At 73.0% G+C, this 25,201-nt stretch carries 22 protein-coding genes; 17 read left to right on the forward strand and 5 right to left on the reverse strand.

Annotated elements, in window-relative coordinates:
• Positions 1-6: 6 nt before the first annotated feature.
• Positions 7-720 carry an N-acetylmuramoyl-L-alanine amidase gene (locus tag ACFZP7_RS24425; RefSeq protein WP_385635708.1) on the reverse strand — a complete coding sequence of 238 codons (714 nt, stop codon included), beginning with the start codon at positions 718-720 and terminating at the stop codon, positions 7-9.
• A 60-nt stretch (positions 721-780) separates the two neighbouring features.
• Here ACFZP7_RS24425 and mnmA point away from each other — a divergent pair, with 60 nt between their 5' ends.
• On the forward strand, positions 781-1,911 hold the full coding sequence (gene mnmA, locus ACFZP7_RS24430) for a tRNA 2-thiouridine(34) synthase MnmA (protein WP_019329745.1): 1,131 nt from the start codon (positions 781-783) through the stop codon (positions 1,909-1,911).
• 45 nt (positions 1,912-1,956) lie between these two features.
• Here the strand turns inward: mnmA and ACFZP7_RS24435 are convergent, their stop codons facing one another.
• Positions 1,957-2,736: an alpha/beta fold hydrolase gene (locus ACFZP7_RS24435; RefSeq protein WP_385635712.1), complete on the reverse strand. Its 780-nt coding sequence runs from the start codon at positions 2,734-2,736 to the stop codon at positions 1,957-1,959.
• A 37-nt stretch (positions 2,737-2,773) separates the two neighbouring features.
• Positions 2,774-3,115: a DUF427 domain-containing protein gene (locus ACFZP7_RS24440; protein ID WP_385635714.1), complete on the reverse strand. Its 342-nt coding sequence runs from the start codon at positions 3,113-3,115 to the stop codon at positions 2,774-2,776.
• A gap of 90 nt (positions 3,116-3,205) precedes the next feature.
• On the opposite strand from ACFZP7_RS24440, the gene ACFZP7_RS24445 reads away from it, so the two are divergent.
• The 15 genes from ACFZP7_RS24445 (at position 3,206) to ACFZP7_RS24515 (ending at position 21,886) form a co-directional block, all read left to right on the forward strand.
• A complete protein-coding gene (locus ACFZP7_RS24445; RefSeq protein ID WP_019329748.1) occupies positions 3,206-3,745 on the forward strand; it encodes a TIGR00730 family Rossman fold protein in 540 nt (179 codons plus the stop codon).
• Positions 3,746-3,772: 27 nt separating this feature from the next.
• Positions 3,773-4,462, forward strand: a complete 690-nt coding sequence (locus tag ACFZP7_RS24450; RefSeq protein WP_029394293.1) for an SDR family oxidoreductase — start codon at positions 3,773-3,775, stop codon at positions 4,460-4,462.
• A 136-nt stretch (positions 4,463-4,598) separates the two neighbouring features.
• Positions 4,599-5,600 (forward strand): methionine synthase, encoded by a 1,002-nt coding sequence (locus ACFZP7_RS24455; protein WP_385635717.1) that lies wholly within the window; start codon positions 4,599-4,601, stop codon positions 5,598-5,600.
• Between the two features lie 15 nt (positions 5,601-5,615).
• A complete protein-coding gene (gene ligA, locus ACFZP7_RS24460; RefSeq protein WP_127434415.1) occupies positions 5,616-7,817 on the forward strand; it encodes an NAD-dependent DNA ligase LigA in 2,202 nt (733 codons plus the stop codon).
• Between the two features lie 258 nt (positions 7,818-8,075).
• A complete protein-coding gene (locus ACFZP7_RS24465) occupies positions 8,076-10,586 on the forward strand; it encodes an EAL domain-containing protein (RefSeq protein ID WP_385635720.1) in 2,511 nt (836 codons plus the stop codon).
• 272 nt (positions 10,587-10,858) lie between these two features.
• A complete protein-coding gene (gene gatC, locus ACFZP7_RS24470; protein ID WP_003973500.1) occupies positions 10,859-11,155 on the forward strand; it encodes an Asp-tRNA(Asn)/Glu-tRNA(Gln) amidotransferase subunit GatC in 297 nt (98 codons plus the stop codon).
• Between the two features lie 5 nt (positions 11,156-11,160).
• Positions 11,161-12,654, forward strand: coding sequence for an Asp-tRNA(Asn)/Glu-tRNA(Gln) amidotransferase subunit GatA (gatA, locus tag ACFZP7_RS24475; RefSeq protein WP_019329754.1), 1,494 nt, complete (start codon positions 11,161-11,163; stop codon positions 12,652-12,654).
• Positions 12,651-12,890 (forward strand): hypothetical protein, encoded by a 240-nt coding sequence (locus ACFZP7_RS24480; protein WP_019329755.1) that lies wholly within the window; start codon positions 12,651-12,653, stop codon positions 12,888-12,890. The genes gatA and ACFZP7_RS24480 overlap by 4 nt, the downstream gene beginning before the upstream one ends.
• Positions 12,891-12,905: 15 nt before the next feature.
• Positions 12,906-14,420, forward strand: coding sequence for an Asp-tRNA(Asn)/Glu-tRNA(Gln) amidotransferase subunit GatB (gatB, locus tag ACFZP7_RS24485; protein WP_019329756.1), 1,515 nt, complete (start codon positions 12,906-12,908; stop codon positions 14,418-14,420).
• Positions 14,421-14,643: 223 nt separating this feature from the next.
• Complete coding sequence (locus tag ACFZP7_RS24490) at positions 14,644-16,890, forward strand: MMPL family transporter (protein WP_385635723.1); 2,247 nt, start codon at positions 14,644-14,646, stop codon at positions 16,888-16,890.
• Positions 16,868-17,452: a GNAT family N-acetyltransferase gene (locus tag ACFZP7_RS24495; RefSeq protein WP_164287777.1), complete on the forward strand. Its 585-nt coding sequence runs from the start codon at positions 16,868-16,870 to the stop codon at positions 17,450-17,452. The genes ACFZP7_RS24490 and ACFZP7_RS24495 overlap by 23 nt, the downstream gene beginning before the upstream one ends.
• Before the next feature lie 35 nt (positions 17,453-17,487).
• Complete coding sequence (locus tag ACFZP7_RS24500; RefSeq protein ID WP_030970765.1) at positions 17,488-18,069, forward strand: hypothetical protein; 582 nt, start codon at positions 17,488-17,490, stop codon at positions 18,067-18,069.
• A gap of 216 nt (positions 18,070-18,285) precedes the next feature.
• Positions 18,286-18,471 (forward strand): hypothetical protein, encoded by a 186-nt coding sequence (locus ACFZP7_RS24505; protein ID WP_019329760.1) that lies wholly within the window; start codon positions 18,286-18,288, stop codon positions 18,469-18,471.
• Positions 18,472-18,575: 104 nt separating this feature from the next.
• Positions 18,576-21,665 carry an AAA family ATPase gene (locus tag ACFZP7_RS24510; RefSeq protein ID WP_371848180.1) on the forward strand — a complete coding sequence of 1,030 codons (3,090 nt, stop codon included), beginning with the start codon at positions 18,576-18,578 and terminating at the stop codon, positions 21,663-21,665.
• 35 nt (positions 21,666-21,700) lie between these two features.
• The gene (locus tag ACFZP7_RS24515; protein WP_019329762.1) at positions 21,701-21,886 is read left to right on the forward strand and encodes a DUF6191 domain-containing protein; all 186 of its coding nucleotides are present in this window, start codon (positions 21,701-21,703) and stop codon (positions 21,884-21,886) included.
• A 9-nt stretch (positions 21,887-21,895) separates the two neighbouring features.
• Here the strand turns inward: ACFZP7_RS24515 and ACFZP7_RS24520 are convergent, their stop codons facing one another.
• Positions 21,896-23,062 carry a sorbosone dehydrogenase family protein gene (locus ACFZP7_RS24520; RefSeq protein ID WP_078855222.1) on the reverse strand — a complete coding sequence of 389 codons (1,167 nt, stop codon included), beginning with the start codon at positions 23,060-23,062 and terminating at the stop codon, positions 21,896-21,898.
• Between the two features lie 102 nt (positions 23,063-23,164).
• On the reverse strand, positions 23,165-24,163 hold the full coding sequence (locus ACFZP7_RS24525; protein WP_019329764.1) for an aldo/keto reductase: 999 nt from the start codon (positions 24,161-24,163) through the stop codon (positions 23,165-23,167).
• Between the two features lie 75 nt (positions 24,164-24,238).
• Here ACFZP7_RS24525 and ACFZP7_RS24530 point away from each other — a divergent pair, with 75 nt between their 5' ends.
• On the forward strand, positions 24,239-25,180 hold the full coding sequence (locus ACFZP7_RS24530) for a 2-hydroxyacid dehydrogenase (RefSeq protein ID WP_193516808.1): 942 nt from the start codon (positions 24,239-24,241) through the stop codon (positions 25,178-25,180).
• Positions 25,181-25,201 lie beyond the last annotated feature (21 nt).

Below are 25,201 nucleotides of genomic sequence, written 5' to 3' on the forward strand. Positions count from 1 at the left end.
CCGGGGTCAGGCGCTCTTCGAGGCGCCGGGGGAGGGGGCGCTCGTCGCCGCCCGCCGCACCAGCTCCATGTACCGGTCCCAGTCCCAGTGCGGCCCCGGATCGGTGTGGTCGGTGCCCGGGACCTCCACGTGCCCGATGATGTGCTCGCGGTCCAGCGGTATGTCGTACCGCGCGCAGATCCCCGCCGTCAGCCGCGCGGAGGCGGCGTACATCGCGTCGGTGAAGTCCTGCGGGCGGTCCACGAACCCCTCGTGCTCGATGCCGACACTGCGCTCGTTGTAGTCGCGGTTGCCCGCGTGGTACGCCACGTCCAGCTCGCGGATCATCTGGGTGACCCGGCCGTCCTGCCCCACGATGTAGTGCGTGGCCGCCCGGTGCGACGGGTCCTGGAACGCCCTCACCGCGCTCGCGAAGCTGCCCTGGGTGACATGGACGATCACCATGTCGACGCCGAAGTCGTCGGGCCGGTCCGCCCGCCGCCAGTTCTCGTCCGAGGCCGCCACCCAGCGGGCCGCCGCGTAGTCGACCGCGCCCTCCTGGCGGGGCCGCTCCACCCCCGGCACCCGCCACCACAGGCGCGCCAGCTCCTCGCGCGCCAGCACGGCGGTGCCCACCGCCGCGGCGGTGCCGCCGACGAGCAGCGCCCGGCGGCCGATGCGCCGGTCCCCGTCCTGGGACCCGCCGCCGGCCGCGCCTGTGGATTCGTGCTTCGCCCCCATGTGAGCGTGAACGCATACTCGCGCGCTCCGGTTCCCGCCTCCCCGTACTCTGGAGGGGTTATGACTGACACCCCGCAGCGCACCCGTCCCCTCCGCGTCCTCGCCGCCATGTCGGGCGGCGTCGACTCCGCCGTCGCCGCCGCCCGCGCCGCCGAGGCGGGGCACGACGTGACCGGCGTCCACCTCGCGCTCTCCGCGAACCCGCAGTCCTTCCGCACCGGCGCCCGGGGCTGCTGCACCATCGAGGACTCGCGGGACGCCCGCCGCGCCGCGGACGTCATCGGCATCCCCTTCTACGTGTGGGACCTCGCCGACCGCTTCCGGGAGGACGTGGTCGAGGACTTCGTCGCCGAGTACGAGGCCGGCCGCACCCCGAACCCGTGCCTGCGCTGCAACGAGAAGATCAAGTTCGCCGCCCTGCTCGACAAGGCCCTCGCGCTCGGCTTCGACGCCGTCTGCACCGGCCACTACGCCCAGGTGATCCTCCGCGAGGACGGCACCCGCGAGCTGCACCGCGCCTCCGACATGGCCAAGGACCAGAGCTACGTCCTCGGCGTCCTCGACGACCGGCAGCTGGCCCACGCGATGTTCCCGCTCGGCGACACGGTCACCACCAAGGACGAGATCCGCGCCGAGGCCGAGCGCCGGGGCCTCGCGGTGGCCAAGAAGCCCGACTCGCACGACATCTGCTTCATCGCCGACGGCGACACCCAGGGCTTCCTCGCCGACCGTCTGGGCAAGGCGGAGGGCGACATCGTCGACGAGGCGGGCAACCGGCTCGGCACCCACGAGGGGGCCTACGGCTACACCATCGGCCAGCGCAAGGGCCTGAGGATCGGCACCCCGGCCCCCGACGGCAAGCCGCGCTACGTCCTGGACATCTCCCCGGTGACCAACACCGTCACCGTCGGCCCGGCCGAGGCCCTGGACGTGGACGCCCTGCGCGCGATCAAGCCCCGCTGGTGCGGTGCCGCCCCGACCGGCCCCGGCACCTACACCGCGCAGCTGCGCGCCCACGGCGGCGAGACCGAGGTCCGCGCCGAACTGGTCGACGGGACCCTGGAGGTGACGTTCACCGAGCCGGTGCGCGGCGTCGCCCCCGGCCAGGCGATCGTGCTGTACGACGGCACGCGGGTGGTGGGGTCGGCGACCATCGCGTCCACCACGCGCGCGACGGCGGGCGCCGCCTGAGACCGAGGGGAGGCGACCCGCCTTCCCCGGTCACCCGGTCGTTGGTCAGCGCGTGAAGAACTCGGTCAGCACCGGCGCCAGCACGCCCGGCTCCACCATGTGGGTCTGCCCCTCGACGATGCGATAGCTCCCGTCGGGGGCCGCGTCCGCGATCGCGCGGGCGGCCTCGTGCCACCAACGGTCGCTCGCGCCGCCCGCGAGGGCCAGCAGGGGACAGGCGATCGAGGCGATCTCGGACCGCGGCACCCGGTTGTCGCCCATCACCGCGTCGTCGTACGCCAGGCTCGGGGCCACCGACTCCATCCCGGCCCACATCGGCGACCGGCGGGCGCCCTGGATCATCTCCTCGCCCAGTCCGGCCAGTCGCAGGAACAGCTCCACCGCGTCCCCGTGCCGGCCCTGCCCGAGCGCCTCGGTCAGCCGCTCCCGGTACTCCGCGCCGGCCCGCGCGGTGGCGTCGTCCATGGCGTACGGCACCTCGTACACGGCGACCCGGCGCACCGGCAGCCCGCTCGCCGCGGCCCGCAGCGCCAGGGCGCCGCCCGACGACACGCCGAACAGCGACGCCTCGCCGCCCAGCGCGTCGATCAGCGCCGCCAGGTCCTCGACCTCCCGCTCCACCGCGTAGGGCGCCGTGTCTCCGCTCTCGCCGCGTCCCCGGCGGTCGTACACGGTGACGTCGAAACGGTCCGCCAGCGCGGCGGACAGCGGCGCCATCGTGCCGCCCGTCGACAGGGCGCCGCTGACGAGCACGACCGTCGGTCCCCGCCCCGAGCGCGTGTAGGCGATCCGGGTGCCGTCACGTGAAACAGTCGTTGTCTCCATGCCTGTGCAGACTGCCGCACGGCACGCGTCCGATCGTTCAGGACACCTCGACGTCGTAGAAACAGAGGTGATCCTTGATCTCCGCCACCTCGGGCTTCGGGTCCGGGTACGCCCAGACCAGGTCCGGCGCCCCGGGCAGCGACCAGTAGGACGCGTCCCCCTTGAAGGGGCAGTGGGTGGTCGTGCCGGACGGCGTCAGCAGGTCCAGCCGCACGTCCCCGGCCGGGATGTAGTACCGGTCGGGACAGCCCGTCTCGTGCAGCACCAGCGCCGCGTCGCTCTCCGCCAGCACCCGGTCGCCGCGCACCACGCGCACATGCCGCTCGCTCGGCTCGACGGTGATGCGGTGTCCCTTGAGTCCCTTGAGTCCCTTGGTCACGTCGTCCTCCTGGTGGCAGTGGTGTCCGTCACTACAGCGTGCCCGGAGGCCGGGTTCTTCCCCTCCGGGCCGGGCCGTACGGTGGAGGCCATGAACATCTGCGTCTTCCTCTCCGCCGCCGACCTCGACGAGCGCTACACGCGCCCCGCGCGGGAGTTCGCCGAACTGCTGGGCAAGGGCGGTCACACCCTCGTCTGGGGCGGCTCCGACGTCGGCCTGATGAAGGTCGTCGCCGACGGCGTGCAGGAGGCCGGGGGACGTCTGCTCGGCGTCTCGGTCGACTTCCTGGCGGCCAAGGCCCGCGAGGGCGCCGACGAGATGGTGATCGCCCGGGACCTCGCCGAGCGCAAGCGGTTGCTGCTGGAGAAGGCCGACGCCGTGGTCATCATGGTGGGCGGCACCGGCACGCTGGACGAGGCCACCGAGATCCTGGAGCTGAAGAAGCACGGGCACACCGACAAGCCGGTCGTCCTGCTCAACACGGCGGGCTTCTACGACGGCCTCAAGGAGCAGTTCCGCCGCATGGAGGACGAGGGCTTCCTGCCCCGCCCCCTCACCGAGCTGGTCTTCTTCGCCGAGGAGCCGGTCGGCGCGCTCGCCTACCTGGAGGAGAGCCAGGGCATCGAATGAGCCACCGGTGATGCGAGCATGGCGGGCATGGCTACACATGTGATCACCGGAGCCGGCTCCGGCATCGGCGCGGCCGTCGCCCGCCGCCTGCACGAACGCGGCGACGAGGTCGTGCTGCACGCGCGCGACGCGGGCCGCGCGAAGGAACTGGCGGCCGCGCTCCCCGGCGCCAAGACGCTCGTCGGCGACCTGGCGGACCCGGACAAGCTCTCCTGGGCCTTCTCCCACCAGACGCTGCCCGACCGCGTGGACTCGCTGCTGCACATCGCGGGCGTCGTCGACCTCGGCCCGGTCGGCGACCTCACCCCGAAGACCTGGCGCAACCAGCTCAACGTCAACCTGATCGCCCCCGCCGAGCTGACCCGCCTCTTCCTGCCCCAGCTCCGCGTCGCCCAGGGCCACGTCCTCTTCGTGAACTCCGGCTCCGGTCTCAACGCCCACGCCGGCTGGTCCGCGTACGCGGCCTCCAAGCACGGCCTGAAGGCCCTCGCCGACTCCCTCCGCCACGAGGAGCACGCCAACGGCGTCCGCGTCACCTCGGTCTACCCGGGCCGCACCGCCAGCCCCATGCAGGCCAAGGTCCACCGGCAGGAGGGCAAGGAGTACGACCCGGCCGCGTGGATCGACCCCGAGTCGGTCGCCACGACGATCCTCATGGCCCTGGACCTCCCGAGGGACGCGGAGGTCAACGACCTGACGGTGCGCCCGGGGCGGTAGGCACCGGTTGATTCAGCCCCGTGACGGGAAGGGGCGGCGGGGGTGAATCCCCGCCCGCCCCACCGGGGCGACCACCCCGGCGCCACCGGCGCGACCACCCCCGCCCCACCGTCGGAGACCTGCGTACGCTTCCCCCGTGAACGACAACCCCCGCTTCGGCCCCGCCACCGGCATCGGCTCCCTGCCCGGCCAGGACGCCCGCGAGGCCGTGAAGACAAGCACCGGCACCTTCGAGGACTTCCCCTTCCTCCCCGAGCTGCCCGCCCGCGGCCCCGGCGCCGACATGATCGGCCGCACCGCCGGGATGCTCGTCGAGCTGTACGCGCGCGTGGAACCCAGCGGCTGGCGCCTCGGCGACCGCCCGGGCCGGGACACCAAACGGGCCCGCTCCTGGCTCGGTGAGGACCTCGACGCGCTGGAGGAGTTCACCCAGGGCTACGAGGGCCCGCTCAAGGTCCAGGCCGTCGGCCCCTGGACGCTCGCCGCCGCCCTGGAGCTCCGCAACGGCGAGGCGGTCCTCTCCGACGCCGGCGCCTGCCGCGACCTCGCCGCCTCGCTCGCCGAGGGCCTGCGCCTCCACCTGGCCGAGGTGCGGCACCGCGTCCCCGGCGCCCGGATCGCCCTCCAGCTCGACGAGCCGTCCCTGACCGCCGTACTGCGCGGTCAGGTGCGCACCGCCAGCGGCTACCGCACCCACCGCGCCGTCGACCGCCAGGTCGTCGAGTCCGCCCTGCGCGACCTCGCCGCCGTCCACGCCGACGGCCCGGTCGTCGTGCACTCCTGCGCCCCCGACGTGCCCTTCGCCCTGCTGCGGCGCGCGGGCGTCACGGGTGTCTCCTTCGACTTCTCGCTCCTCACCGAGCGTGACGACGAGGCGATCGGTGAGGCGGTCGAGGGCGGCACCCGGCTGTTCGCCGGTGTCGTCCCGGGCACGGACACCGCATTGTCAGACCCTGCCGGTAGCGTCATGGGTGTCAGGACGCTGTGGCGCAGGCTGGGGCTGTCTCCGGGGCTTCTCGCGGAGGCGGTCACGGTCACCCCGTCGTGCGGACTCGCGGGCGCGTCCCCCGAGTACGCCCGCCGGGCCCTCGCCCACTGCGCCCGGGCGGCGAGATCCCTCGCGGACAACCCAGAGTAACGGGAGGACCACACGGTGGCCGGCGACAAGCAAGCGGAGACGACGAACGTGCCCGCCGAGGCGCGCGAGAAGCACGTGCAGCTCGCTGAGCAGATCGAGGAGCACCGCTTCCGGTACTACGTGAACGACGCCCCGGTCGTCAGCGACGCCGACTTCGACCGGCTGCTGCGCACCCTGGAGGAGCTGGAGGAGGAGTACCCGGAGCTGCGCACCCCGGACTCCCCGACGCAGAAGGTCGCCGGGTCCTACGAGACGGAGTTCACGGCCGTCGAGCACCGCTCCCGCATGCTCTCCCTCGACAACACCTTCAACGACGAGGAGATGGCCGCCTGGACCGAGCGCATCGCCAAGGAGCTGGGCGAGCAGCAGTACCACTTCCTGTGCGAGCTGAAGGTCGACGGCCTCGCCGTCAACCTCACCTACGAGCGCGGCCGCCTGGTCCGTGCCGCCACCCGCGGCGACGGCCGCACCGGCGAGGACATCACCCCCAACGTCCGTACCATCGCCGAGATCCCGGACCGCCTGAAGGGCGACGAGGTCCCCGACCTGGTGGAGATCCGCGGTGAGGTCTACTTCCCGATGGAGAAGTTCCAGGAGCTCAACGCCCGGTTGAACGAGGCGGGGGACAAGCCCTTCGCCAACCCGCGCAACGCGGCGGCCGGTTCGCTGCGCCAGAAGGACCCGCGCGTCACCGCCACCCGCCCGCTGCACATGGTGGTCCACGGCATCGGCGTCCTGGAGGGGTACCGGGGGAAGGGCATGACCCGCCTCTCCGAGGCGTACGACCTGCTCAAGACCTGGGGCCTGCCCACCTCCCCACACAACAGGGTGGTCGACGGCCTCGACGGCGTACGGGAGTTCATCGCGTACTACGGCGAGAACCGGCACTCGGTGGCCCACGAGATCGACGGTGTGGTCGTCAAGCTCGACGAGATCCGCCTCCAGGGGCGGCTCGGCTCCACGGCCCGGGCGCCGCGCTGGGCCATCGCGTACAAGTACGCGCCGGAGGAGGTCAACACCAAGCTCGTCGACATCAAGGTCGGCGTCGGCCGCACCGGCCGCGTCACCCCGTACGCGCAGGTCGAGCCGGTCACCGTGGCCGGCAGCGAGGTGGAGTTCGCCACCCTGCACAACCAGGAGGTCGTCAAGGCCAAGGGCGTCCTCATCGGGGACACCGTGGTGCTGCGCAAGGCCGGTGACGTCATCCCGGAGATCCTCGGCCCGGTCGCCGACCTGCGCGACGGCAGCGAGCGGGAGTTCGTGATGCCGGCCGAGTGCCCCGAGTGCGGGACGCCGCTGCGGGCCATGAAGGAGGGCGACATCGACCTCCGCTGCCCCAACGCCCGCACCTGCCCGGCCCAGTTGCGCGAGCGCGTCGCCTACCTCGCCGGCCGGGAGTGCCTGGACATCGAGCACTTCGGCGGCGTCGTCGCGGCCGCGCTGACCGGGCCGCTGGAGCCGTCCGACCCGCCGCTGGTGGACGAGGGCGACCTCTTCGACCTCACCGTCGAGAAGCTCCTGCCCATCAGGGCGTACGTCCTCGACCCGGACAGCGGGCTGCCCAAGCGCGACCCCAAGACGGGTGAGGAGAAGATCGCCACGGTCTTCGCCAACAAGGAGGGCGAGCCCAAGAAGAACACCCTCGCCCTGCTGAAGCACATCGAGGAGGCCAAGACCCGCCCGCTGGCCCGCTTCATCAACGGCCTCTCCATCCGGTACGTGGGACCGGTCGCCGCCCAGGCGCTGGCCCGGGAGTTCCGCTCCATCGACCGGATCGAGCAGGCCACCGAGAAGGAGCTGGCGCTCGCGGAGGGAGTGGGCGACACCATCGCCGCCGCCGTCAAGGAGTGGTTCGCCGAGGACTGGCACCGCGAGATCGTCCGCAAGTGGAAGGCGGCCGGAGTGCCGCTGGAGGAGCAGGCGACCGGCGAGGACGAGGGGCCGCGCCCGCTCGAAGGACTCACCGTCGTCGTCACCGGCACCCTGGAGAACTTCACCCGGGACGGAGCCAAGGACGCCCTGCAGAGCAGGGGCGCCAAGGTGACCGGATCGGTCTCCAAGAAGACCTCGTTCGTCGTGGTCGGTGACAACCCGGGATCGAAGTACGACAAGGCGATGCAACTGAAGGTGCCGGTTCTGAACGAGGACGGTTTCACCGTTCTGCTCGAACAGGGACCCGAAGCCGCGGCCGAAGTCGCGCTTTCGGCCGAGGAATAGCGGTTGAAGGCCACCCGTTCGGCGCATACCAGATGCATACGGGTGGCCGGGTCGCATTCGGGCAACCGTCGGCGACCGGTGCCCCTGGAAGCCTTCCGCGGCCTACTGTTGAGGTGTGCGCCTGCCGTGCCCAGCTGCGGTCGGGGCATTCCCCTGCCCCGAGGGACAGGGAGAAGGGTTCTCCAACGCGGAGCCGTTGATGGTGGTCGAGGCGGGAGCCGCGTGGCGTGGGCACCGCCGGCTGTGAGAGGGACGGGAATGGAACCGACCGAGAGCGCCGCCGCGGGCTCACGGCTGCGTCTGCGCCGCATGGCGGGCGCGTGGCACGCGAGCCGGTGGTTCGGGCGGCGGGGCGGTGGCGCACCGAGCCCCGCGGCCGACGCCCGCGGCTGCGCACCGCCCGCGACCGCCCGCGCCTCGGCGCCACCGCCGACGGGCCGCGGCGGCCCGCCGGCGTCGCACACCGGCCAGGACTCCGCGCCGCCGCCGACCGGCCAGGGAGCCCCCCGGTCGAGTACCGGCCACGTCTCGGCTCCGTCGGTAACCGGCCACACGCCGTCCGCGTCGACGACCGGCCCCGTGCCGACGCGGCCGGCCGGCGGGCGCGGACCGGCCTCCCGGGCACCGGGCCGCGGCCCCCGAGGCCGGATCCCCGGCCCCGGCGCCGCGCCGTCGCGGCCCGGCACCGCCCCCGTCGGCACGGACGCCGACGGCGAACGGCACCTGCCCTGGCCCGCGTTGCCCTCGGCGGTCGTCGCGGCCGCCTCCTTCGTGCTGGGCGCCGGCTTCTACCGGGCGTTCACCGGCGGCCACGCGCTCTTCCCGTCCGGCACCGCCGGCTGGGCGCTGGCCGTACTCACCGGCATCGTCGTCGGCCACCTGGTCATGCTCGGCCGCTCCCGCTGGTGGGGCGGCACCGGCTCCGGCGCCGCCCTCACCCTGGCGGTCCTGCTGCTCTACGGCTGGGTCCCGGCCGGCATGGTCAGCCTCACCGTCGTCGTCCTGGTCGGCATAGCCCGCCGGGGCCGCTGGCGGCACGGTGTGCTGCACGGCGCGGTGGACATCCTCGGTATCGCCGCGGGGGCGACGCTGCTCGGTGTCTGCGGCTCCGTGCCGTCCGTGGAGGAGCCCTGGGACCCGGCCACCTGGGGGGTGTACGCGGCGCCCAAGGTGGTGCTCGTCGCCGTCGCCTACCTCGCCGTCACCCGCGCCCTGCTGTGGTACCTGCAGACCCCGCGGGCCGGCCTGCCCACCGTCGCCCGCACCGCCCTGGTCAGACAGGGCCTGGTCGCCGTGGCACTGCTCGGCATCGCCCCGCTGGTCTGCGTGGTCGCCGTCGCGAAGCCGCTGCTGCTGCCGCTGTTCGCGATCCCGCTGATCGCCCTCGACTCCACCCTGTGGATCGCCCGCGCCCGCGCCGAGGAGCAGTTGCGCGACCCGCTCACCGGCCTGCCCAACCGGCAGTGGCTGCTGGAGCGGACCTGGACCGCGCTGGACGACGCCGAGCGCATCGGTGCCCGCGCCGCCCTGATGCTGATCGACCTCGACCGCTTCCGGTCGGTCAACGACACCCTCGGACACCTCGCCGGCGACCGGCTGCTGCTGCAGACCGCCGACCGGCTGCGGCAGGCCCTGCCGCGCGGAGCGGAGGCCGCGCGGCTCGGCGGCGACGAGTTCGCCGTCCTCCTGCCCGTCGCCGACTCCACCACCTCGGCGACCCGCATCGCCCGCGGACTCGTCGGCGCTCTCGGCTCCCCGATGGACCTGGACGGACTCACCCTCGTCCTGGAGGCCAGCGCGGGCGTCGCCGTCTTCCCCGACCACGCGCTGGACGCCGAGGGGCTGCTGCGCCGGGCGGACGTGGCGATGTACCAGGCGAAGCGGGACCGCACCGGCGTGGAGGTCTACGAGTCCAAGCGGGACTCCAACACCCCCGACCGCCTCGGCCTGCTGGGCGACCTGCGCCGCGCCCTGGACGCCCACGAGGTGCAGCTGCACTACCAGCCGAAGGTCCGCTTCGACGGACAGGTGGCCGGCCTGGAGGCGCTGGTGCGCTGGGTGCACCCGGAGCGGGGGAAGGTGCCGCCGGACGAGTTCATAGCGATCGCCGAGTCCTCCGGGCTGATGCCGCACCTCACCGAGTACGTGCTGGAGACCGCGCTCGAACAGGTCGCCCACTGGCGTTCCCAGGGCCTCTTCGTGCCGGTCGCGGTCAACGTCTCCCCGCGCGACGTGCACACCCCCGGCTTCGCCGGTTCGGTCGCCGCCCGGCTGGCCCGGCACGGCGTCCCGGCCGGAGCGCTCCAGCTGGAGATCACGGAGCACGTGCTGCTGGAGGACCCGCAGCGGGCCGCCGACACCCTGAACGCCCTGACCGGGCACGGCGTGAAGATGTCCCTGGACGACTTCGGCACCGGCTACTCCTCCCTGGTCCACCTGCGCCGGCTCCCGGTCAGCGAGCTGAAGATCGACCGCTCGTTCGTCGCCCGGCTGGCCGTCGACACCGAGGACGCCGAGATCGTGCGCTGCACCGTCGACCTCGCGCACTCCCTCGGCCTGCTGGTCGTCGCCGAGGGCGTGGAGGACGACGAGACCTGGGAGCGCCTGCGCGACCTCGGCTGCGACGCCGTACAGGGCTGGCTGGTCGCCGCCGCGATGCCGCCGGAGGAGACCACGGCCTGGCTGCTGGCCCGCGGTGCCCGGGGCTGGCAGCGGCCCGCCGCGGCGCTCCCCGCCGCGGCGGCGGACGACCCGGGCCGGCTCGGCTGACGCCCGCGTCACGGGCCGGGACGTCCGGGGCACCCGCCATCCGGAGCCGTGGACACCCCGGGCCCGTGGCCACCCCGCAGAGCCTCCTGGACGTCCAGGAGCGGTACGACAACCACTTCCTGAGCAGCCCCGCCTGGGACGCCCGCCGCGCCTGAGCCGACGGCGGGGGAAACCGTTTCACGGGCACGGGGCGCCGCCCCATAGGATTGGGCCAAACCGACTTGCCAAAGCCGATTTGCCCCAACCACACACTCACCCCAGAGGAACGCTGCATGCCTGGCATCACGCGCGAGGAGGTCGCCCACCTCGCCCGGCTGGCGCGTCTGGAGCTGAAGCCCGAAGAGCTCGAGCACTTCGCGGGACAGCTGGACGACATCATCGGCGCGGTCGCCCGCGTCAGTGAGGTCGCCGACCAAGACGTACCGCCGACCTCGCACCCGCTCCCGCTGACGAACGTCATGCGGCCGGACGAGGTCCGTCCGTCGCTCACGCCCGAGCAGGCGCTCTCCGGCGCCCCGGCCCAGGAGCAGCAGCGTTTCAAGGTGCCGCAGATCCTGGGGGAGGAGTAACCGCCATGAGCGACATCATCAAGCTCACCGCGGCCGAGATCGCCGAGAAGATCGCCTCCGGCGAGCTGACGGCCGTCGAGGTCACCGAGGCCCACCTGGCCCGCATCGAGGCCGTCGACGAGAAGGTGCACGCCTTCCTGCACGTCGACCGGGAGGGCGCCCTCGCCCAGGCCCGTGCCGTGGACGCCAAGCGCGAGCGCGGCGAGAAGCTCGGCCCGCTGGCCGGCGTCCCGCTCGCGCTCAAGGACATCTTCACCACCGAGGGCGTGCCCACGACCGTCGGCTCGAAGATCCTCGAGGGCTGGATCCCGCCGTACGACGCGACCGTCACCAAGCGCCTCAAGGACGCCGACGTCGTCATCCTCGGCAAGACCAACATGGACGAGTTCGCCATGGGGTCCTCGACGGAGAACAGCGCCTACGGCCCGACCGGCAACCCCTGGGACCTCACCAGGATCCCCGGCGGCTCCGGCGGCGGCTCCTCCGCGGCCCTCGCCGCCTTCCAGGCCCCGCTCGCCATCGGCACCGACACCGGCGGCTCCATCCGCCAGCCGGCGGCCGTCACCGGCACGGTCGGCGTCAAGCCGACGTACGGCGGCGTCTCCCGCTACGGCATGGTGGCCTTCTCCTCCTCCCTCGACCAGGGCGGCCCCTGCGCCCGCACGGTCCTTGACGCGGCCCTGCTGCACGAGGTGATCGCCGGACACGACCCGATGGACTCCACCTCCATCGACGCGCCGGTCCCCGCGGTCGTCGAGGCCGCCCGCAACGGCAGCGTCGAGGGCATGCGCGTCGGCGTCGTCAAGCAGTTCCGCGGCGAGGGCTACCAGGCCGGTGTCGTCCAGCGTTTCGACGAGTCCGTCGAACTGCTGAAGGAGCTGGGCGCCGAGATCGTCGAGCTGGACTGCCCGTCCTTCGACCTGGCGCTCTCCGCGTACTACCTGATCGCCCCCTCCGAGTGCTCCTCCAACCTCGCCCGCTTCGACGGCCTGCGCTACGGCCTGCGGACCGGCGACGACGGCACGCACTCCGCCGAGGAGGTCACCTCCCTGACCCGCGAGGCCGGCTTCGGCCCCGAGGTCAAGCGCCGCGTCATGCTCGGCACGTACGCCCTGTCGAGCGGCTACTACGACGCGTACTACGGCAGCGCCCAGAAGGTCCGCACCCTCATCAAGCAGGAGTTCGAGCGGGCCTTCGAGCAGGTCGACGTGATCGTCTCCCCGACGACCCCGACCACCGCCTTCCCGATCGGCGAGCGCGCCGACGACCCGATGGCGATGTACCTGGCCGACCTGTGCACCATCCCCACCAACCTGGCGGGCAACGCGGCCATGTCGCTGCCCTGCGGCCTCGCTCCCGAGGACAACCTGCCGGTGGGTCTGCAGATCATCGCCCCCGCCATGAAGGACGACCGGCTCTACAAGGTCGGCGCCGCCGTCGAGGCCGCCTTCGTGGAAAAGTGGGGCCACCCGCTGATCGAGGAGGCACCGTCGCTGTGAGCGCACTGTCCAAGGCCAAGGGCTTCAAGAAGTCCAAGTCCGGTCTGTACGTCTCGATGGCCACCTCGGCGTTCGGCGCCGTGGGTGTCTACAAGCAGATCAAGAAGGCGCGTGGCGACAACGACACGCTGCGGCTGCTCGACGCCGTCGTGACCGGTGCCGCCGTCGTCACCAACCTCGCCATCCTCTACCGCGAGCTGAAGCGCCTGGGCGACGACGACGTCCTGCTGGGCTGAGAGGGAAGTTACACCGTGACCACCACGACCGACCTGGTGTCGTACGAGGACGCGCTGGCGTCGTACGACCCCGTCATGGGCCTCGAGGTCCATGTCGAACTCGGCACCAAGACCAAGATGTTCTGCGGCTGTTCGACCGCGCTCGGCGCCGACCCGAACACCCAGACCTGCCCCGTCTGCCTCGGCATGCCCGGCGCGCTCCCGGTCGTCAACGCGACCGGCGTCGAGTCGGCGATCAAGATCGGTCTCGCGCTGAACTGCGAGATCGCCGAGTGGTGCCGCTTCGCCCGGAAGAACTACTTCTATCCGGACATGCCGAAGAACTTCCAGACCTCCCAGTACGACGAGCCGATCGCCTTCGACGGCTACCTCGACGTGCAGCTGGAGGACGGGGAGACCTTCCGCGTCCAGATCGAGCGCGCCCACATGGAGGAGGACACCGGCAAGTCGACGCACGTCGGTGGCGCGACGGGCCGTATCCACGGCGCCTCGCACTCCCTGCTCGACTACAACCGCGCCGGCATCCCGCTCATCGAGATCGTCACCAAGCCGATCGAGGGAGCGGGCGAGCGCGCCCCCGAGGTCGCCCGGGCCTACGTCCGCGAGCTGCGCGAGGTCATCCGCGCCCTCGGCGTCTCCGAGGCCCGCATGGAGATGGGCCAGATGCGCTGCGACGTCAACCTGTCGCTGCGCCCGAACGGCACCGAGAAGTTCGGCACCCGCAGCGAGACGAAGAACGTCAACTCGCTGCGCTCCGTCGAGCGCGCCGCCCGCTTCGAGATCCAGCGCCACGCGGCGGTGCTCTCGTCGGGCGGCACGATCATCCAGGAGACCCGCCACTTCCACGAGGACACGGGGTCCACGACCTCCGGCCGCGTGAAGGAGGAGGCGGAGGACTACCGGTACTTCCCGGAGCCCGACCTGGTGCCGGTCGCCCCGTCCCGCGAGTGGGTCGAGGAGATCCGGTCCGGCCTGCCCGAGCTGCCGCTGGTGCGCCGCAACCGGCTCCGCGAGGAGTGGGGGATCTCCGGCACCGACATGCAGGCGATCCTCAACGCCGGCGCGCTGGACCCGATCGTCGCCACCATCGACGCCGGTGCCGACGCGGCCTCCGCCCGCAAGTGGTGGATGGGCGAGCTGGCCCGCGCCGCCAACGAGTCCGGCAAGGCCCTGGACGAGCTGGCGATCACGCCGGAGCAGGTCGCCCGGGTCACCGAACTGGTGGCCAAGGGCGACCTCAACGACAAGCTGGCCCGCCAGGTCATCGAGGGCGTCCTCGCCGGTGAGGGCACGCCGGACGAGGTCGTCGACAAGCGCGGCCTGAAGGTCGTCTCCGACGAGGGCGCGCTCACCGCGGCCGTCGACGAGGCCATCGCCGGCAACCCGGGCGTCGCGGACAAGATCCGCGGCGGCAAGGTGGCCGCGGCCGGCGCCCTGGTCGGCGCCGTCATGAAGGCGACCCGTGGCCAGGCGGACGCGGCCCGCGTCAAGGAGCTGATCCTGGAGAAGCTGGGCGTCTCCGAGGGCTGAGCCCCCGAGCACTCCAGCGGCCCGGCACCGACGGCCCTGGGGACCCGTCACCACGACGAGTTCCCCAGGGCCGTTGTTGTGAATAAGCCCACTAAGTCGGCAAACGATCACTTTCGCCTGCAAGAGTGATTGCGCATTGCTCATGCGTTCTTTGCGGGCGGTTCACACCAAGGACGACTGTTCCCGGTCAAAGATCCACAAATAGACACCTGGGAGCACGTTCGTGGCAGCCCTCGCACGCTGGTGTGTTCGACGTCGTCTCGTCACCGTCCTGCTCTGGCTCCTCGCCTTCGGCGGGGTCGCCGCGGCCGCCGGCGTCGCGGGCTCGGCGTACTCCAACGACTACGGCGTGCCCGGCACCGACTCCGACCGTGCCTCCCGGCTGCTCGCCTCCGGCTTCCCCGGCCTCGGCGGCGACAGCGACACGATCGTCTGGCACACGACGACCGACACCGTGCGCGCCAGCGGCGTCGAACAGGCCATGACCCGCACCCTGGACCGCATCGCGGACCTCCCCGGCGTGGCCGCGGTGACCAACCCCTACGACGACGCGGACGCGCCGCGGATCAGCGAGGACGCCCGCACCGCCTACGCCACCGTGACCTTCGAGGACGCCTCGCAGGACATCGACCCGGCGCAGGCGCGGGCCGTCGTCGACACCGCGAAGGCGGCTGAGACCGACGGGCTCCAGGTGGAGTTGGGAGGCGGCGCCGTCGCGCTGACCGAGACGCCGGAGGGCCACCTCGCCGAAGCCGTCGGCGTGGCCGTCGCCGCCGTCGTCCTCTTCCTCGCCTTCGGCTCCCTCGCCGCCTCCCTGCTGCCCATCGCCACCGCGCTGGTCTCCGTCGGCACCGCCTACGCCGGCATCACCCTGCTCGGCCACGCCATGACCGTCGCCGACTTCGCGCCCATGCTGGGCACCCTCATCGGCCTCGGCGTCGGCATCGACTACGCGCTGTTCATCGTCACCAGGCACCGGCGCGGCCTGAAGCGGGGGCTCACCGTCGCGGAGGCCGCCGAGAACGCCGTCGCCACCACCGGGCGAGCCGTCGTCTTCGCGGGTGCGACCGTGTGCATCGCCCTGCTGGGCATGCTGATCCTCCGGCTCAGCTTCCTCAACGGCGTGGCCATCGCCGCCTCGCTGACCGTGGTCCTCACCGTCGCGGCCTCCGTCACACTGCTGCCGGCGCTGCTGTCGTACATCGGCCCGCGCGCCCTGAGCCGGCGCGAGCGGCGCCGGCTCGCCGAGCACGGGCCCGAGCCCGAGCTGCCCACCGGGTTCGCCGCCCGCTGGTCGGCGTTCGTGGAACGCCACCCCAAGCTGCTCGGCGCCCTCGCGCTCGTCGTCATCACCGTCCTCGCCCTGCCCACCCTCGGGCTGCGGCTGGGCACCTCCGACCAGGGCAACGACCCCCGGGGCAGCACCACCCGCCAGGCGTACGACCTCCTCGCCGAGGGCTTCGGACCCGGCGTGAACGGCCCGCTCACCCTGGTCACCGAGGTCGGCGGCGCCGAGGACCGGCTCGCCCTGGACAACCTCGACGCCTCCCTGCGCACCACCGAGGGCGTCGCCTCGGTGACACCGGTGTCCTACAACTCCGCGGGTGACACCGCGTACCTCACCGTCGTACCCGAGTCGTCCCCGCAGTCCCCGCAGACCAGCGAACTGGTCGAGCGGCTGCGCGCGGAGGTGCTGCCCCGCGCCGAGACCGGCACCGCGCTCGACGTGCACGTCGGCGGCGTGACGGCCGGCTACGACGACTTCGCCGACGTCATCGTCGGCAAGCTGCCCCTCTTCGTCGGGGTGGTCGTGGGCCTGGGCTGCCTGCTGCTCCTGCTCGCCTTCCGTTCGATCGGCATCCCGGTCAAGGCCGCCGCGATGAACGTCGCCGCCGTCGCCGCCTCCTTCGGCATCGTCGTGGCGATCTTCCAGTGGGGCTGGGGGAGCGAACTGCTCGGCCTGGGCAGCGCCGGCCCGATCGAGCCGTTCCTCCCCGTGATCATGGTGTCGGTGCTCTTCGGGCTCTCCATGGACTACCAGGTCTTCCTGGTCAGCCGGATGTACGAGGAATGGCTCGAGACCGGCGACAACCGCCGCGCGGTCCGGGTCGGTCTGGCCGAGACCAGCCGGGTGATCAACTCGGCCGCCGTCATCATGATCTCCGTCTTCCTCGCCTTCGTCCTCAGCGGCGACCGCGTCATCGCCATGTTCGGCATCGCGCTCGCCGCCGCCGTCGCCCTGGACGCCTTCGTCCTGCGCACCCTCCTGGTGCCCGCCCTGATGCACCTGCTCGGCGGCGCCAACTGGTGGCTTCCGCGCCGCCTGGACAAGCTCCTGCCGCGCATCAGCATCGAGCCGCCCGAGTGCCGGGCCGCCCATGAGAGGCTGGCCGCGGCGACGGACGCCGAAGTGGCGGACGTCCTTGCGGAGGAGGAACGACAGCAGGATGTACGCGATACCACTGGGTGACGACGGAGCCGAGCTGCGCCCCCTGGAGACCTGGCACGCCGAGGAGTTCCTGGCCCACCTCGACCGGGGCCGGGAGTTCATCACACAGCACATCCCCTTCGGCGCGAAGGCCACCGACGTCGCCTCGGCCCGGGAGATCCTCCAGTCCTACGCCGACCGGCACGCCGCCGACAGCGGCTTCCTGCACGGGCTGTGGCTGGACGGCAAGCTCGTCGGCGGACTGTTGTTCAGGGTCTTCGACGCCGCCGCCGGCGTCTGCGAGATCGGCTGCTGGCTGGAGCCCGCCGGGACGGGGAAGGGCCTGGTCACGCGTGGCGCCCGGGTCCTGATCGACTGGGCGTTCGACGAGCGCGGCATGCACCGCGTGGAGTGGCACGCGTCGTCCGCCAACACCCCGAGTGTCAACGCCGCCCGGCGACTCGGCATGATGCGTGAGGGCGTGCTGCGCGAAAGCTCCGTCCACCGCGGTGTCCGCCAGGACATCGAGGTGTGGGCGGTGCTGGCGCCCGAGTGGCGTGCGGCACGCGAGGCACGCGCGCGTGCCGTTCAAAGGGATCATTAAGGGACCTCTCAGACAGCGTCCGTACGGTGCGAGGCATGGGAACGAAGACAGTGGACGAGACCGGCGTGAAGACCGACGACGAGAAGACCGTCAAGGCCGAGGAGGAGGCCGCGACGGATCAGACGGTCGGGGAGGCCGGGGAGGCCGAGGACGCCGCCGCGGACACGGACGACGACACGGCGTCGCAGGCGGCCGCCGGCGGCGCCGTCGAGAAGGAGGGCTCCACCGGAGTCGGCCAGGGCGCCGCGGCCGTGGTCTCCGCCGGGCTGGGCATCGTCTCGCTGACCGGCAGCTGGGTCGGCACCGTGGCCTCCGCGCGCGAGTCGCTGATCGGCCAGCTGGAGACCTCCTCGTCGTCGAACGTCGGCACGCTGATCGAGAAGGGCTACGGCGACGCCTGGCACGCGACCGCGCTGTGGGGCGGAGCGTTCGCCCTGGTCGCGCTGATCGTCGGCGTCGTGGTGCTGGCCCGGCCCGCGTTCGGCGCGCCCGGCCGCCCGCAGGCCCCCTGGATCAAGTCGGTCTCCTGGGCGGGCGTCGCCCTCGGCGTCATCGGCCTGCTGCTCGCGGTCCTGAAGTACACGGACATCCTGCTCGGTCTGCCGTCCACCGGCTGACCAGGGCTTTCGGAGGGGTCTTAGGGAATCCACGCGCCTCACGGCGCGTGCCCTGGGACCCCTTAGGCGTGTCCGAGCACCCTCACACGCGTCTAAGGCCCCGCCCGGCGCCGAAGATGCGGAACTTACCCGATGTGGCGGACCCCCCTGGGCGGCGAAGGTTGAGGCATCGCAGGACAGCGAAGCGACAACCGGCCTCACCCCAGGAGACACACCGTGTTCGAGTACGAGATCCAGCAGACCCGCGCCACCGAACTGATCCGCCGCGCCGACCAGGCCCGGCTGGCCCGCGAAGCGGTCCGTGCCCGTCGCGCCGCCCGCCGGGACGCCCGGCGCACGGCCGCGCCGGAGGAGAGCCATACGTCGCGCTTCCGCCGGCACCGGTTCGCCCGGGCCGCGTGAACGGGGGACACGGGGAGGACGGCCGCACGGCCGCCCTCCCCGTCGTCGTACCGTCCGCGGTCCACCTGGCGAAAACAGCTGCGCCGCCGCCGGACTCGCGTGCGATGCTCCCTCCCGTGGAGACCAGGTCCGTCAGTCCCGTGTTCGTCGGCCGCGCCGGCGAACTGGCCACCCTGAACGAGGCGCTCGAGGGCGCCGCCTTTGCCGAGCCGCAGGCCCTGCTGCTCGGCGGCGAGGCCGGCGTCGGAAAGACCCGCCTCGTCGAGGAGTTCGCCGACGCCGCACGCCGGCAGGGCGCCGTCGTCGCGCTGGGCGGCTGCGTCGAGATCGGCGCCGACGGGCTGCCCTTCGCGCCCTTCTCCACCGCCCTGCGCGCCCTGCGCCGCCAACTCCCCGGGGAGCTGGCGGACGCCGCCGCCGGGCAGGAGGAGGAGCTGGCCCGGCTGCTGCCCGAACTGGGCGAGGGCGCCCCGGTCACCGGCGGCGGCCGGCACGACGAGGAGAGCATGGCCCGGCTCTTCGAGCTGACCGCCCGCCTGCTGGAGCGCGTGGCCGCCCGGCACACCGTCGTCCTCGTCCTGGAGGACCTGCACTGGGCCGACGCCTCCACCCGCCACCTGATCGCCTACCTCGTCCGCACCCTGCGCACCGGCCGCCTCGTCGTCCTGGCCACCTACCGCTCCGACGACATCCACCGCCGCCACCCGCTGCGCCCCCTGCTGGCCGAACTCGACCGGCTGCGCACCGTCCGCCGCATCGAGCTGGGCCGCTTCACCCGCGACGAGGTGGGCCGGCAGATCGCCGGCATCCTCGCGTACGAACCCGACCCGCTCCAGGTCGACGAGATCTTCGAACGCTCCGACGGCAACGCCTTCTTCGTCGAGGAACTCGCCGTCGCCGCCCACGAGGGCTGCTGCACCGGCCTCACCGACTCCCTGCGGGACCTGCTCCTGGTCCGCGTCGAGGCCCTGCCGGAGAGCGCCCAGCGGGTCGCCCGGATCGTCGCCGAGGGCGGTTCCACCGTCGAGTACCGGCTGCTCGCCGCCGTCGCCTCCCTCGCCGAGGACGACCTCATCGAGGCCCTGCGCGCCGCCGTGGGCGCCAACATCCTGCTCCCCGCGCCCGACGGGGACGGCTACCGCTTCCGGCACTCCCTGGTCCGCGAGGCCGTCGCCGACGACCTGCTCCCCGGCGAGCGCTCCCGCCTCAACCGCCGCTACGCCGAGGCCCTGGACGCCGACCCCACGCTGGTGCCCGCCGCCGAGCGCGTGATGCGCCTGGCCAGCTACTGGTACCACGCCCACGATCCCGCCAGGGCCCTGCCTGCCGTGCTGGACGCCTCCGTCGAGGCCCGCCGCCGCCACGCCTACTCCGAGCAACTGAGGCTCCTGGAACGCGCGATGGAGCTGTGGGACTCCGTCCCCGACGAGGTCCGCGCCACCCTGCGCCCGGTCGACTACACCGAGGTCTACCCGCCCTGCGGCTGCGATCCCGCCACCGCGCCCCTGCGCTATCTCGACCTGATGGCGGAGGCCGCCGTCGCCGGCCGTCTGTGCGGGGAGCGGGAACGCGCCCTGAAGATCACCAAGCGGGCGCTGCGCCTGCTGGAGGAGGAGCAGGAGGCGGGCGCGGGCATGCCCGCGAGCGGCCGGGACCCGCAGCGCGCCGCCTGGTTCTGGACGCAGCGCTCCCTGCTGGTCCAGGCCCAGGGACGCGGCGACGGCTGGCGGGAGCTGGGCATCGCCCAGGAACTGGTGCGCGGCCTGCCGCCTTCCCAGGTGCACGCCGAGGTGCTGGCCATGGCCGCGAACTGGTCGATGCTCCACGACCCGGGTCCGGACGCGGTCGTCGCCGCCGAACGGGCCGTCGAGTACGCGCGCATGGTCGGCGCCGCCGACATCGAGCTCAACGCCCGGCTCACGCTGGGCGGCCTGATGGTCGACGCGGGGCACATCGACGCCGGACTCGCCGAGATGTTCCAGGTCAGGGATCAGGTGGTGGCGCAGGGGCGCTCCGCCGTGGTGGCCCGCAGCCACGTCAACCTGCCCTCCGTGCTGGAGAGCGTCGGGCGTTCCGAGGAGGCGATCGGCATCCTGCGCGAGGGTGTCGAGATCACCCGGCGCATGGGGCTGCTGGAGTCCGAGGCATGGGTGTGGGGCAATCTCTCCGAGTCGCTGATCTCGCTCGGCCGCTGGGACGAGGCGCTGGAGGCCGCGGCGCGGGCCTCGGCCCCGGGGCGCGGTCCCGCCCCACGCGGCGGCGCCGCCCTCAAGCGGGCCTTCATCGCCCTCGCGCGGGGCGGGACGGCCGAGGCCGCCCGGCTGCTCGCCGAGGCCCGCGCCGCCTACGGCACGCACGACCCCATGCCGCAGTACCGCCTCCCGCTGGCCGCCCTCGCCCTCGGCATCGCCGCCGCCGAGGGCCGCGTCCAGGAGGCCCGCGCCGAATTCGGCCGGGTGCTGGACGCGGGCCTGCCGCCCGGCACCCAGCGCTACGGCTGGCCGCTGCTGCTGTCCGCCGTCCAGGCGGAGGCCGACGCCCGCGGGCTGCCGGCCGCCGAGGAGGGACGGACCGAGGCCCTGGAACGGCTCGCGGGCACCGCCAAGACGCTGACCACCGGCGCACCGGTCTGGCTCGCCCACGAGAAGTGGGTCCGCGCCGAACTCCACCGGGCCGAGGGCCGGGACACCCCGGCGCTCTGGACGGAGGCGGTCACCGCCTTCGAGTGCCTGGAGCGGCCCTACGAACTCGCCCGGGTCCGCCACCGGCTCGCCGCCGCCCTCCTGGACACCGGCGGTGAGGACGAGCGCGCCCGCGCCACGGAACTGCTCCGCCTGGCCGGTACCGTCGCCCGGCACCTCGGCGCCCGTCCGCTGGCCGACGCCGTCGACCTGCTCGGCCGGCGCGCCCGCCTCACCCTGGGTCGCGCCGCCGGGCCCGAGCGCGCCCCCGCCGACCCGGCCGAGGCCCTGGGCCTCACCAGCCGGGAACGCGATGTGCTGCGCCTGGTCTCCGACGGCCGCACCAACCGCCAGATAGCGGAGGAACTCTTCATCTCCCCGAAGACGGCCAGCGTCCACGTCTCCAACATCCTGGCCAAGCTGGGCGTCTCCGGCCGCGGCGAGGCGGCGGCGGTCGCCCACCGGCTGGCGCTCTTCCCGGCCGGTCCGCTCGTGTCCGGTTCGGCCGAGTGAGGCATACGCTGTCAGGGACGCCGACGGACGGAGGCATGGTGTTCAACGCATTCGAGGAACTGTTCTCCCCCGGCCGCAAGCACACCCGCGACGAGCAGAACCGGCTGGAGCTGACCCGCGAGGACGTCGGCGACGGCGATCCGGGCCACGGGCCGATAGACCTCGCGTCGGGCAAGGTCGTCGTCCACGTCCCGCCGCCCACCGAGGCGCCCGACGAGTGACGGCACCCGTCAGGTGACCCGCAGTTCCAGGACGCGGTCGTCGTCGCCCTTCGCGTCGCCCCGGCCGTCCGTGTTGCTGGTCACCAGCCACAGCCGGTCGCCGCCCGCCGCGACCACCGTGCGCAGCCGCCCGTACTCGCCCTCCAGGAAGGCCTGCGGGTCGGCCGCGGCCTCCGTCCCCTTCAGCGGCACCCGCCACAGCCGCTCACCGCGCAGGCCCGCCATCCACACCGAACCCCCGGCGAAGGCGATACCGCTCGGGGACGCCTCGTCGGTGCTCCACTGGGCGAGCGGATCGTGGAAGCCGGAGCCGCCGCCCTCGCCCTCGGCCTCGGGCCAGCCGTAGTTGTCGCCGGGCTTGATCGCGTTCAGCTCGTCCCAGGTCTCCTGCCCGAACTCCGAGGCGAACAGCCGCTGCCGGTCGTCCCAGGCCAGCCCCTGCACGTTCCGATGGCCGTACGAGTACACGACGGAGTCGGGGAAGGGGTTGCCCGGAGCCGGCTCGCCGTCCGGGGTCATCCGCAGGATCTTGCCGCCCAGGGACTCCTTGTCCTGGGACAGGCCCGTGTCGCCGCTCTCGCCGGTGCCCGCGTACAGCATCCCGTCGGGACCGAAGGCGATCCGTCCGCCGTTGTGGATCACTCCCTTGGGGATGCCCCGGAAGACCGTGTCCGGCTCACCCAGCTGCTCGCCGGACGGCTTCTTCTCGTCGTACCGCATGCGTACGATCCGGTTGTCCGAGGCGGAGGTGAAGTACGCGTAGACCATGTGGTCCGAGGCGTAGTCGGGGGAGAGCGCGATGCCGAGCAGACCGCCCTCGCCGGACGCGGCCACTCCGGGCACCTCGCCCAGCTCCGTCTTCTCGCCGGTCTTCTCGTCGACCCGGGTGATCGTGGCCTCGTCGCGGGAGGAGACCAGCAGCCCGCCGCCGGGCAGCGGGGCCAGCCCCCAGGGGCTCTTCAACCCGGTGGCGACGGTGCGGACCACCTTCACGGAGCCCTTCGCGGGCGGGGTCTGCTCGGCGGCCGAGCCGGAAGGCGACTGCGCCGCCGTGCTGCTCGGGGAGGGGCTGCCGTCCGCACCCGACGGCTGACCGCCGTCGGAGGAGCAGCCGGCCGTCAGCAGCAGGGCGGCGGCGGCCGTCACGGCCGACACGACTCGTCGTTGCACGATCATGGGTCGACAGGGTCCCTTCGACGCGGCGGGTTCTCCTTGTCATACACCGCGGGCGCCCTCCGAGTTCCCGAACGCCGAATCCCGAACCGGTGACCGCGCGTCCTACTCCCACGACCCCTGGGCCGCCGGCAGCCCGCGCACCTCCGCCAGGTCCTGCTCGGTCAGCCGCAGACCGGCCGCCGACGCGTTCTCGCTCACCCAGCGCTCCTGCTTGGTGCCCGGCACCGGCACCACGTGCGGTCCCTGCGCCAGCACCCAGGCCAGCGCGACCTGCGCCGGCGTGACCGCGTCCCCGTGCCGGGCCGCGATCCGGCGCAGACCCGCCACGATCGGCTGGTTGGCGGCCATCATCTCGGCGGTGAAGCGGGGGTGCCGGGCGCGCAGGTCCTCGGGCTCGAAGCCCTGACCGGGCGTGAGCGTGCCGGTCAGGAAGCCGTTCCCGAGCGGCATCGCGGCGAGGAAGCCGACGCCGCGCGAGACGCACCACGGCAGCAGCGTCCGCAGCGCCTCCGGCGACCACACCGACAGCTCGGCCTCGACCGCGCTCACCGGGAACACCTGCTGCACCCGCTCCAACTGCCGCACCGTCGCGTCGTGCAGACGCGCGCCCGGCCGCCGGGCCGACCGCGCGCCGACCGCGCAGAGCCCGAGGGCGCGCACCTTCCCGGCCCGCACCAGCTCCGCCATCGCCCCCCAGGTCTCCTCGACCGGCACCTCGGGGTCGGCGCGGTGCAGCTGGTAGAGGTCGATGACGTCCGTCTGGAGGCGACGCAGGGAGGCGTCGCAAGCGCGTTTCACGTATCCGGGGCGGCCGTTGGCCACGATGTGCTGGTCGCCGACCAGCAGCCCGACCTTGGTCGACACGAAGGCGTCCGACCGCCGCTCCTTCAACACCCGTCCCAGCAGGAGCTCGTTGGTGAACGGGCCGTACATGTCCGCCGTGTCCAGCAGGGAGACGCCCAGGTCCAGGGCCCGGTGCACCGCCCTCACCGACTCCTCGCCCCGCTGCCGGGAGGCGCTGTACGCCCAGTTCATCGGCATGCACCCCAGTCCGACGGCCCCCACCGCGAGTGCCGTCGCGCCGATCGTCCTGCGCTCCACCGGTCGTGACCCTCCCTCGTCAGGTCACCCAACCTAACCTCTGCCCTTCCGCACCCCTGACATAGCCTCCTGACCATGACTGCTGACGTGTGGCTGCCCATCCCGCCGGACGAGATCGAGGGCCTCCCCGAGGGCCCCGCCTACCGCTACTGGAACGGCGAGGAGACCTTCCCCGCCGACCCGGCCGACTGCGCGTACTACGTCGTCCCCTACATGAAGCCCAGCGGTGTCGGCACCCGCCCGCTGCCCGAGATGCGCTCCGTCCAGGTCGTCCAGACCCTCTCCGCCGGCATCGACCACGTGGAGCCCGGACTGCCGCACCTGCCCGCGGGCGTGCGGCTGTGCAACGCCCGCGGCGTGCACGAGGCCAGCACCGCGGAACTCACCCTGGCCCTGATCCTCGCCTCCCTGCGCGGCGTCCCCGACTTCGTCCGGGCGCAGGACCGGGGGGAGTGGCTGGGCGGCTTCCGGCCCGCGCTCGCCGACCGCAAGGTGCTCATCGTCGGCTACGGCTCGATCGGCGCCGCGATCGAGGACCGGCTCGTGCCGTTCGAGGTCGCGCCGGTCGTGCGCGTCGCGCGCTCCGCCCGCACCACGGCGCGCGGCCCGGTGCACCCGCTCACCGAACTGCCCGCCCTGCTCCCGGAGGCGGACGTCGTCGTCCTGTCCACACCGCTCACCGAGGAGACCCGCGGACTGGTCGACGCGGAGTTCCTGGCCCGGATGAAGGACGGCGCCCTGCTCGTCAACGTCGCGCGGGGCCCGGTCGTGGACACGAAGGCGTTGCTCACCGAACTGGAGAGCGGACGCATCACCGCCGCCCTCGACGTGACCGACCCCGAACCGCTGCCGCCGGGCCACCCGCTGTGGCACGCTCCGGGCGTACTCGTCAGCCCCCACGCCGGAGGCCCGACCTCCGCCTTCCTGCCGCGCGCCAAGCGGCTGCTGGTGGACCAGTTGAGCCGTTTCGTGAACCGGGAGCCGTTGCGCAACGTGATCCTGACGACGGGCGCGTAATCCGCTTCGGGTACCCTCCGC

Source organism: Streptomyces sp. SudanB5_2050 (assembly GCF_964272335.1).
Lineage (GTDB): Bacteria > Actinomycetota > Actinomycetes > Streptomycetales > Streptomycetaceae > Streptomyces > Streptomyces rochei.

Bases quoted from the DNA above. Each gene is read 5' to 3' on its own strand.
- ACFZP7_RS24425 (WP_385635708.1), bottom strand. From the start codon at position 720: ATGGGGGCGAAGCACGAATCCACAGGCGCGGCCGGCGGCGGGTCCCAG.
- mnmA (WP_019329745.1), top strand. From the start codon at position 781: ATGACTGACACCCCGCAGCGCACCCGTCCCCTCCGCGTCCTCGCCGCC.
- ACFZP7_RS24435 (WP_385635712.1), bottom strand. From the start codon at position 2,736: ATGGAGACAACGACTGTTTCACGTGACGGCACCCGGATCGCCTACACG.
- ACFZP7_RS24445 (WP_019329748.1), top strand. From the start codon at position 3,206: ATGAACATCTGCGTCTTCCTCTCCGCCGCCGACCTCGACGAGCGCTAC.
- ACFZP7_RS24450 (WP_029394293.1), top strand. From the start codon at position 3,773: ATGGCTACACATGTGATCACCGGAGCCGGCTCCGGCATCGGCGCGGCC.
- ACFZP7_RS24465 (WP_385635720.1), top strand. From the start codon at position 8,076: ATGGAACCGACCGAGAGCGCCGCCGCGGGCTCACGGCTGCGTCTGCGC.
- gatC (WP_003973500.1), top strand. From the start codon at position 10,859: ATGCCTGGCATCACGCGCGAGGAGGTCGCCCACCTCGCCCGGCTGGCG.
- gatA (WP_019329754.1), top strand. From the start codon at position 11,161: ATGAGCGACATCATCAAGCTCACCGCGGCCGAGATCGCCGAGAAGATC.
- ACFZP7_RS24495 (WP_164287777.1), top strand. From the start codon at position 16,868: ATGTACGCGATACCACTGGGTGACGACGGAGCCGAGCTGCGCCCCCTG.
- ACFZP7_RS24500 (WP_030970765.1), top strand. From the start codon at position 17,488: ATGGGAACGAAGACAGTGGACGAGACCGGCGTGAAGACCGACGACGAG.
- ACFZP7_RS24510 (WP_371848180.1), top strand. From the start codon at position 18,576: ATGCTCCCTCCCGTGGAGACCAGGTCCGTCAGTCCCGTGTTCGTCGGC.
- ACFZP7_RS24515 (WP_019329762.1), top strand. From the start codon at position 21,701: ATGGTGTTCAACGCATTCGAGGAACTGTTCTCCCCCGGCCGCAAGCAC.
- ACFZP7_RS24520 (WP_078855222.1), bottom strand. From the start codon at position 23,062: ATGATCGTGCAACGACGAGTCGTGTCGGCCGTGACGGCCGCCGCCGCC.
- ACFZP7_RS24530 (WP_193516808.1), top strand. From the start codon at position 24,239: ATGACTGCTGACGTGTGGCTGCCCATCCCGCCGGACGAGATCGAGGGC.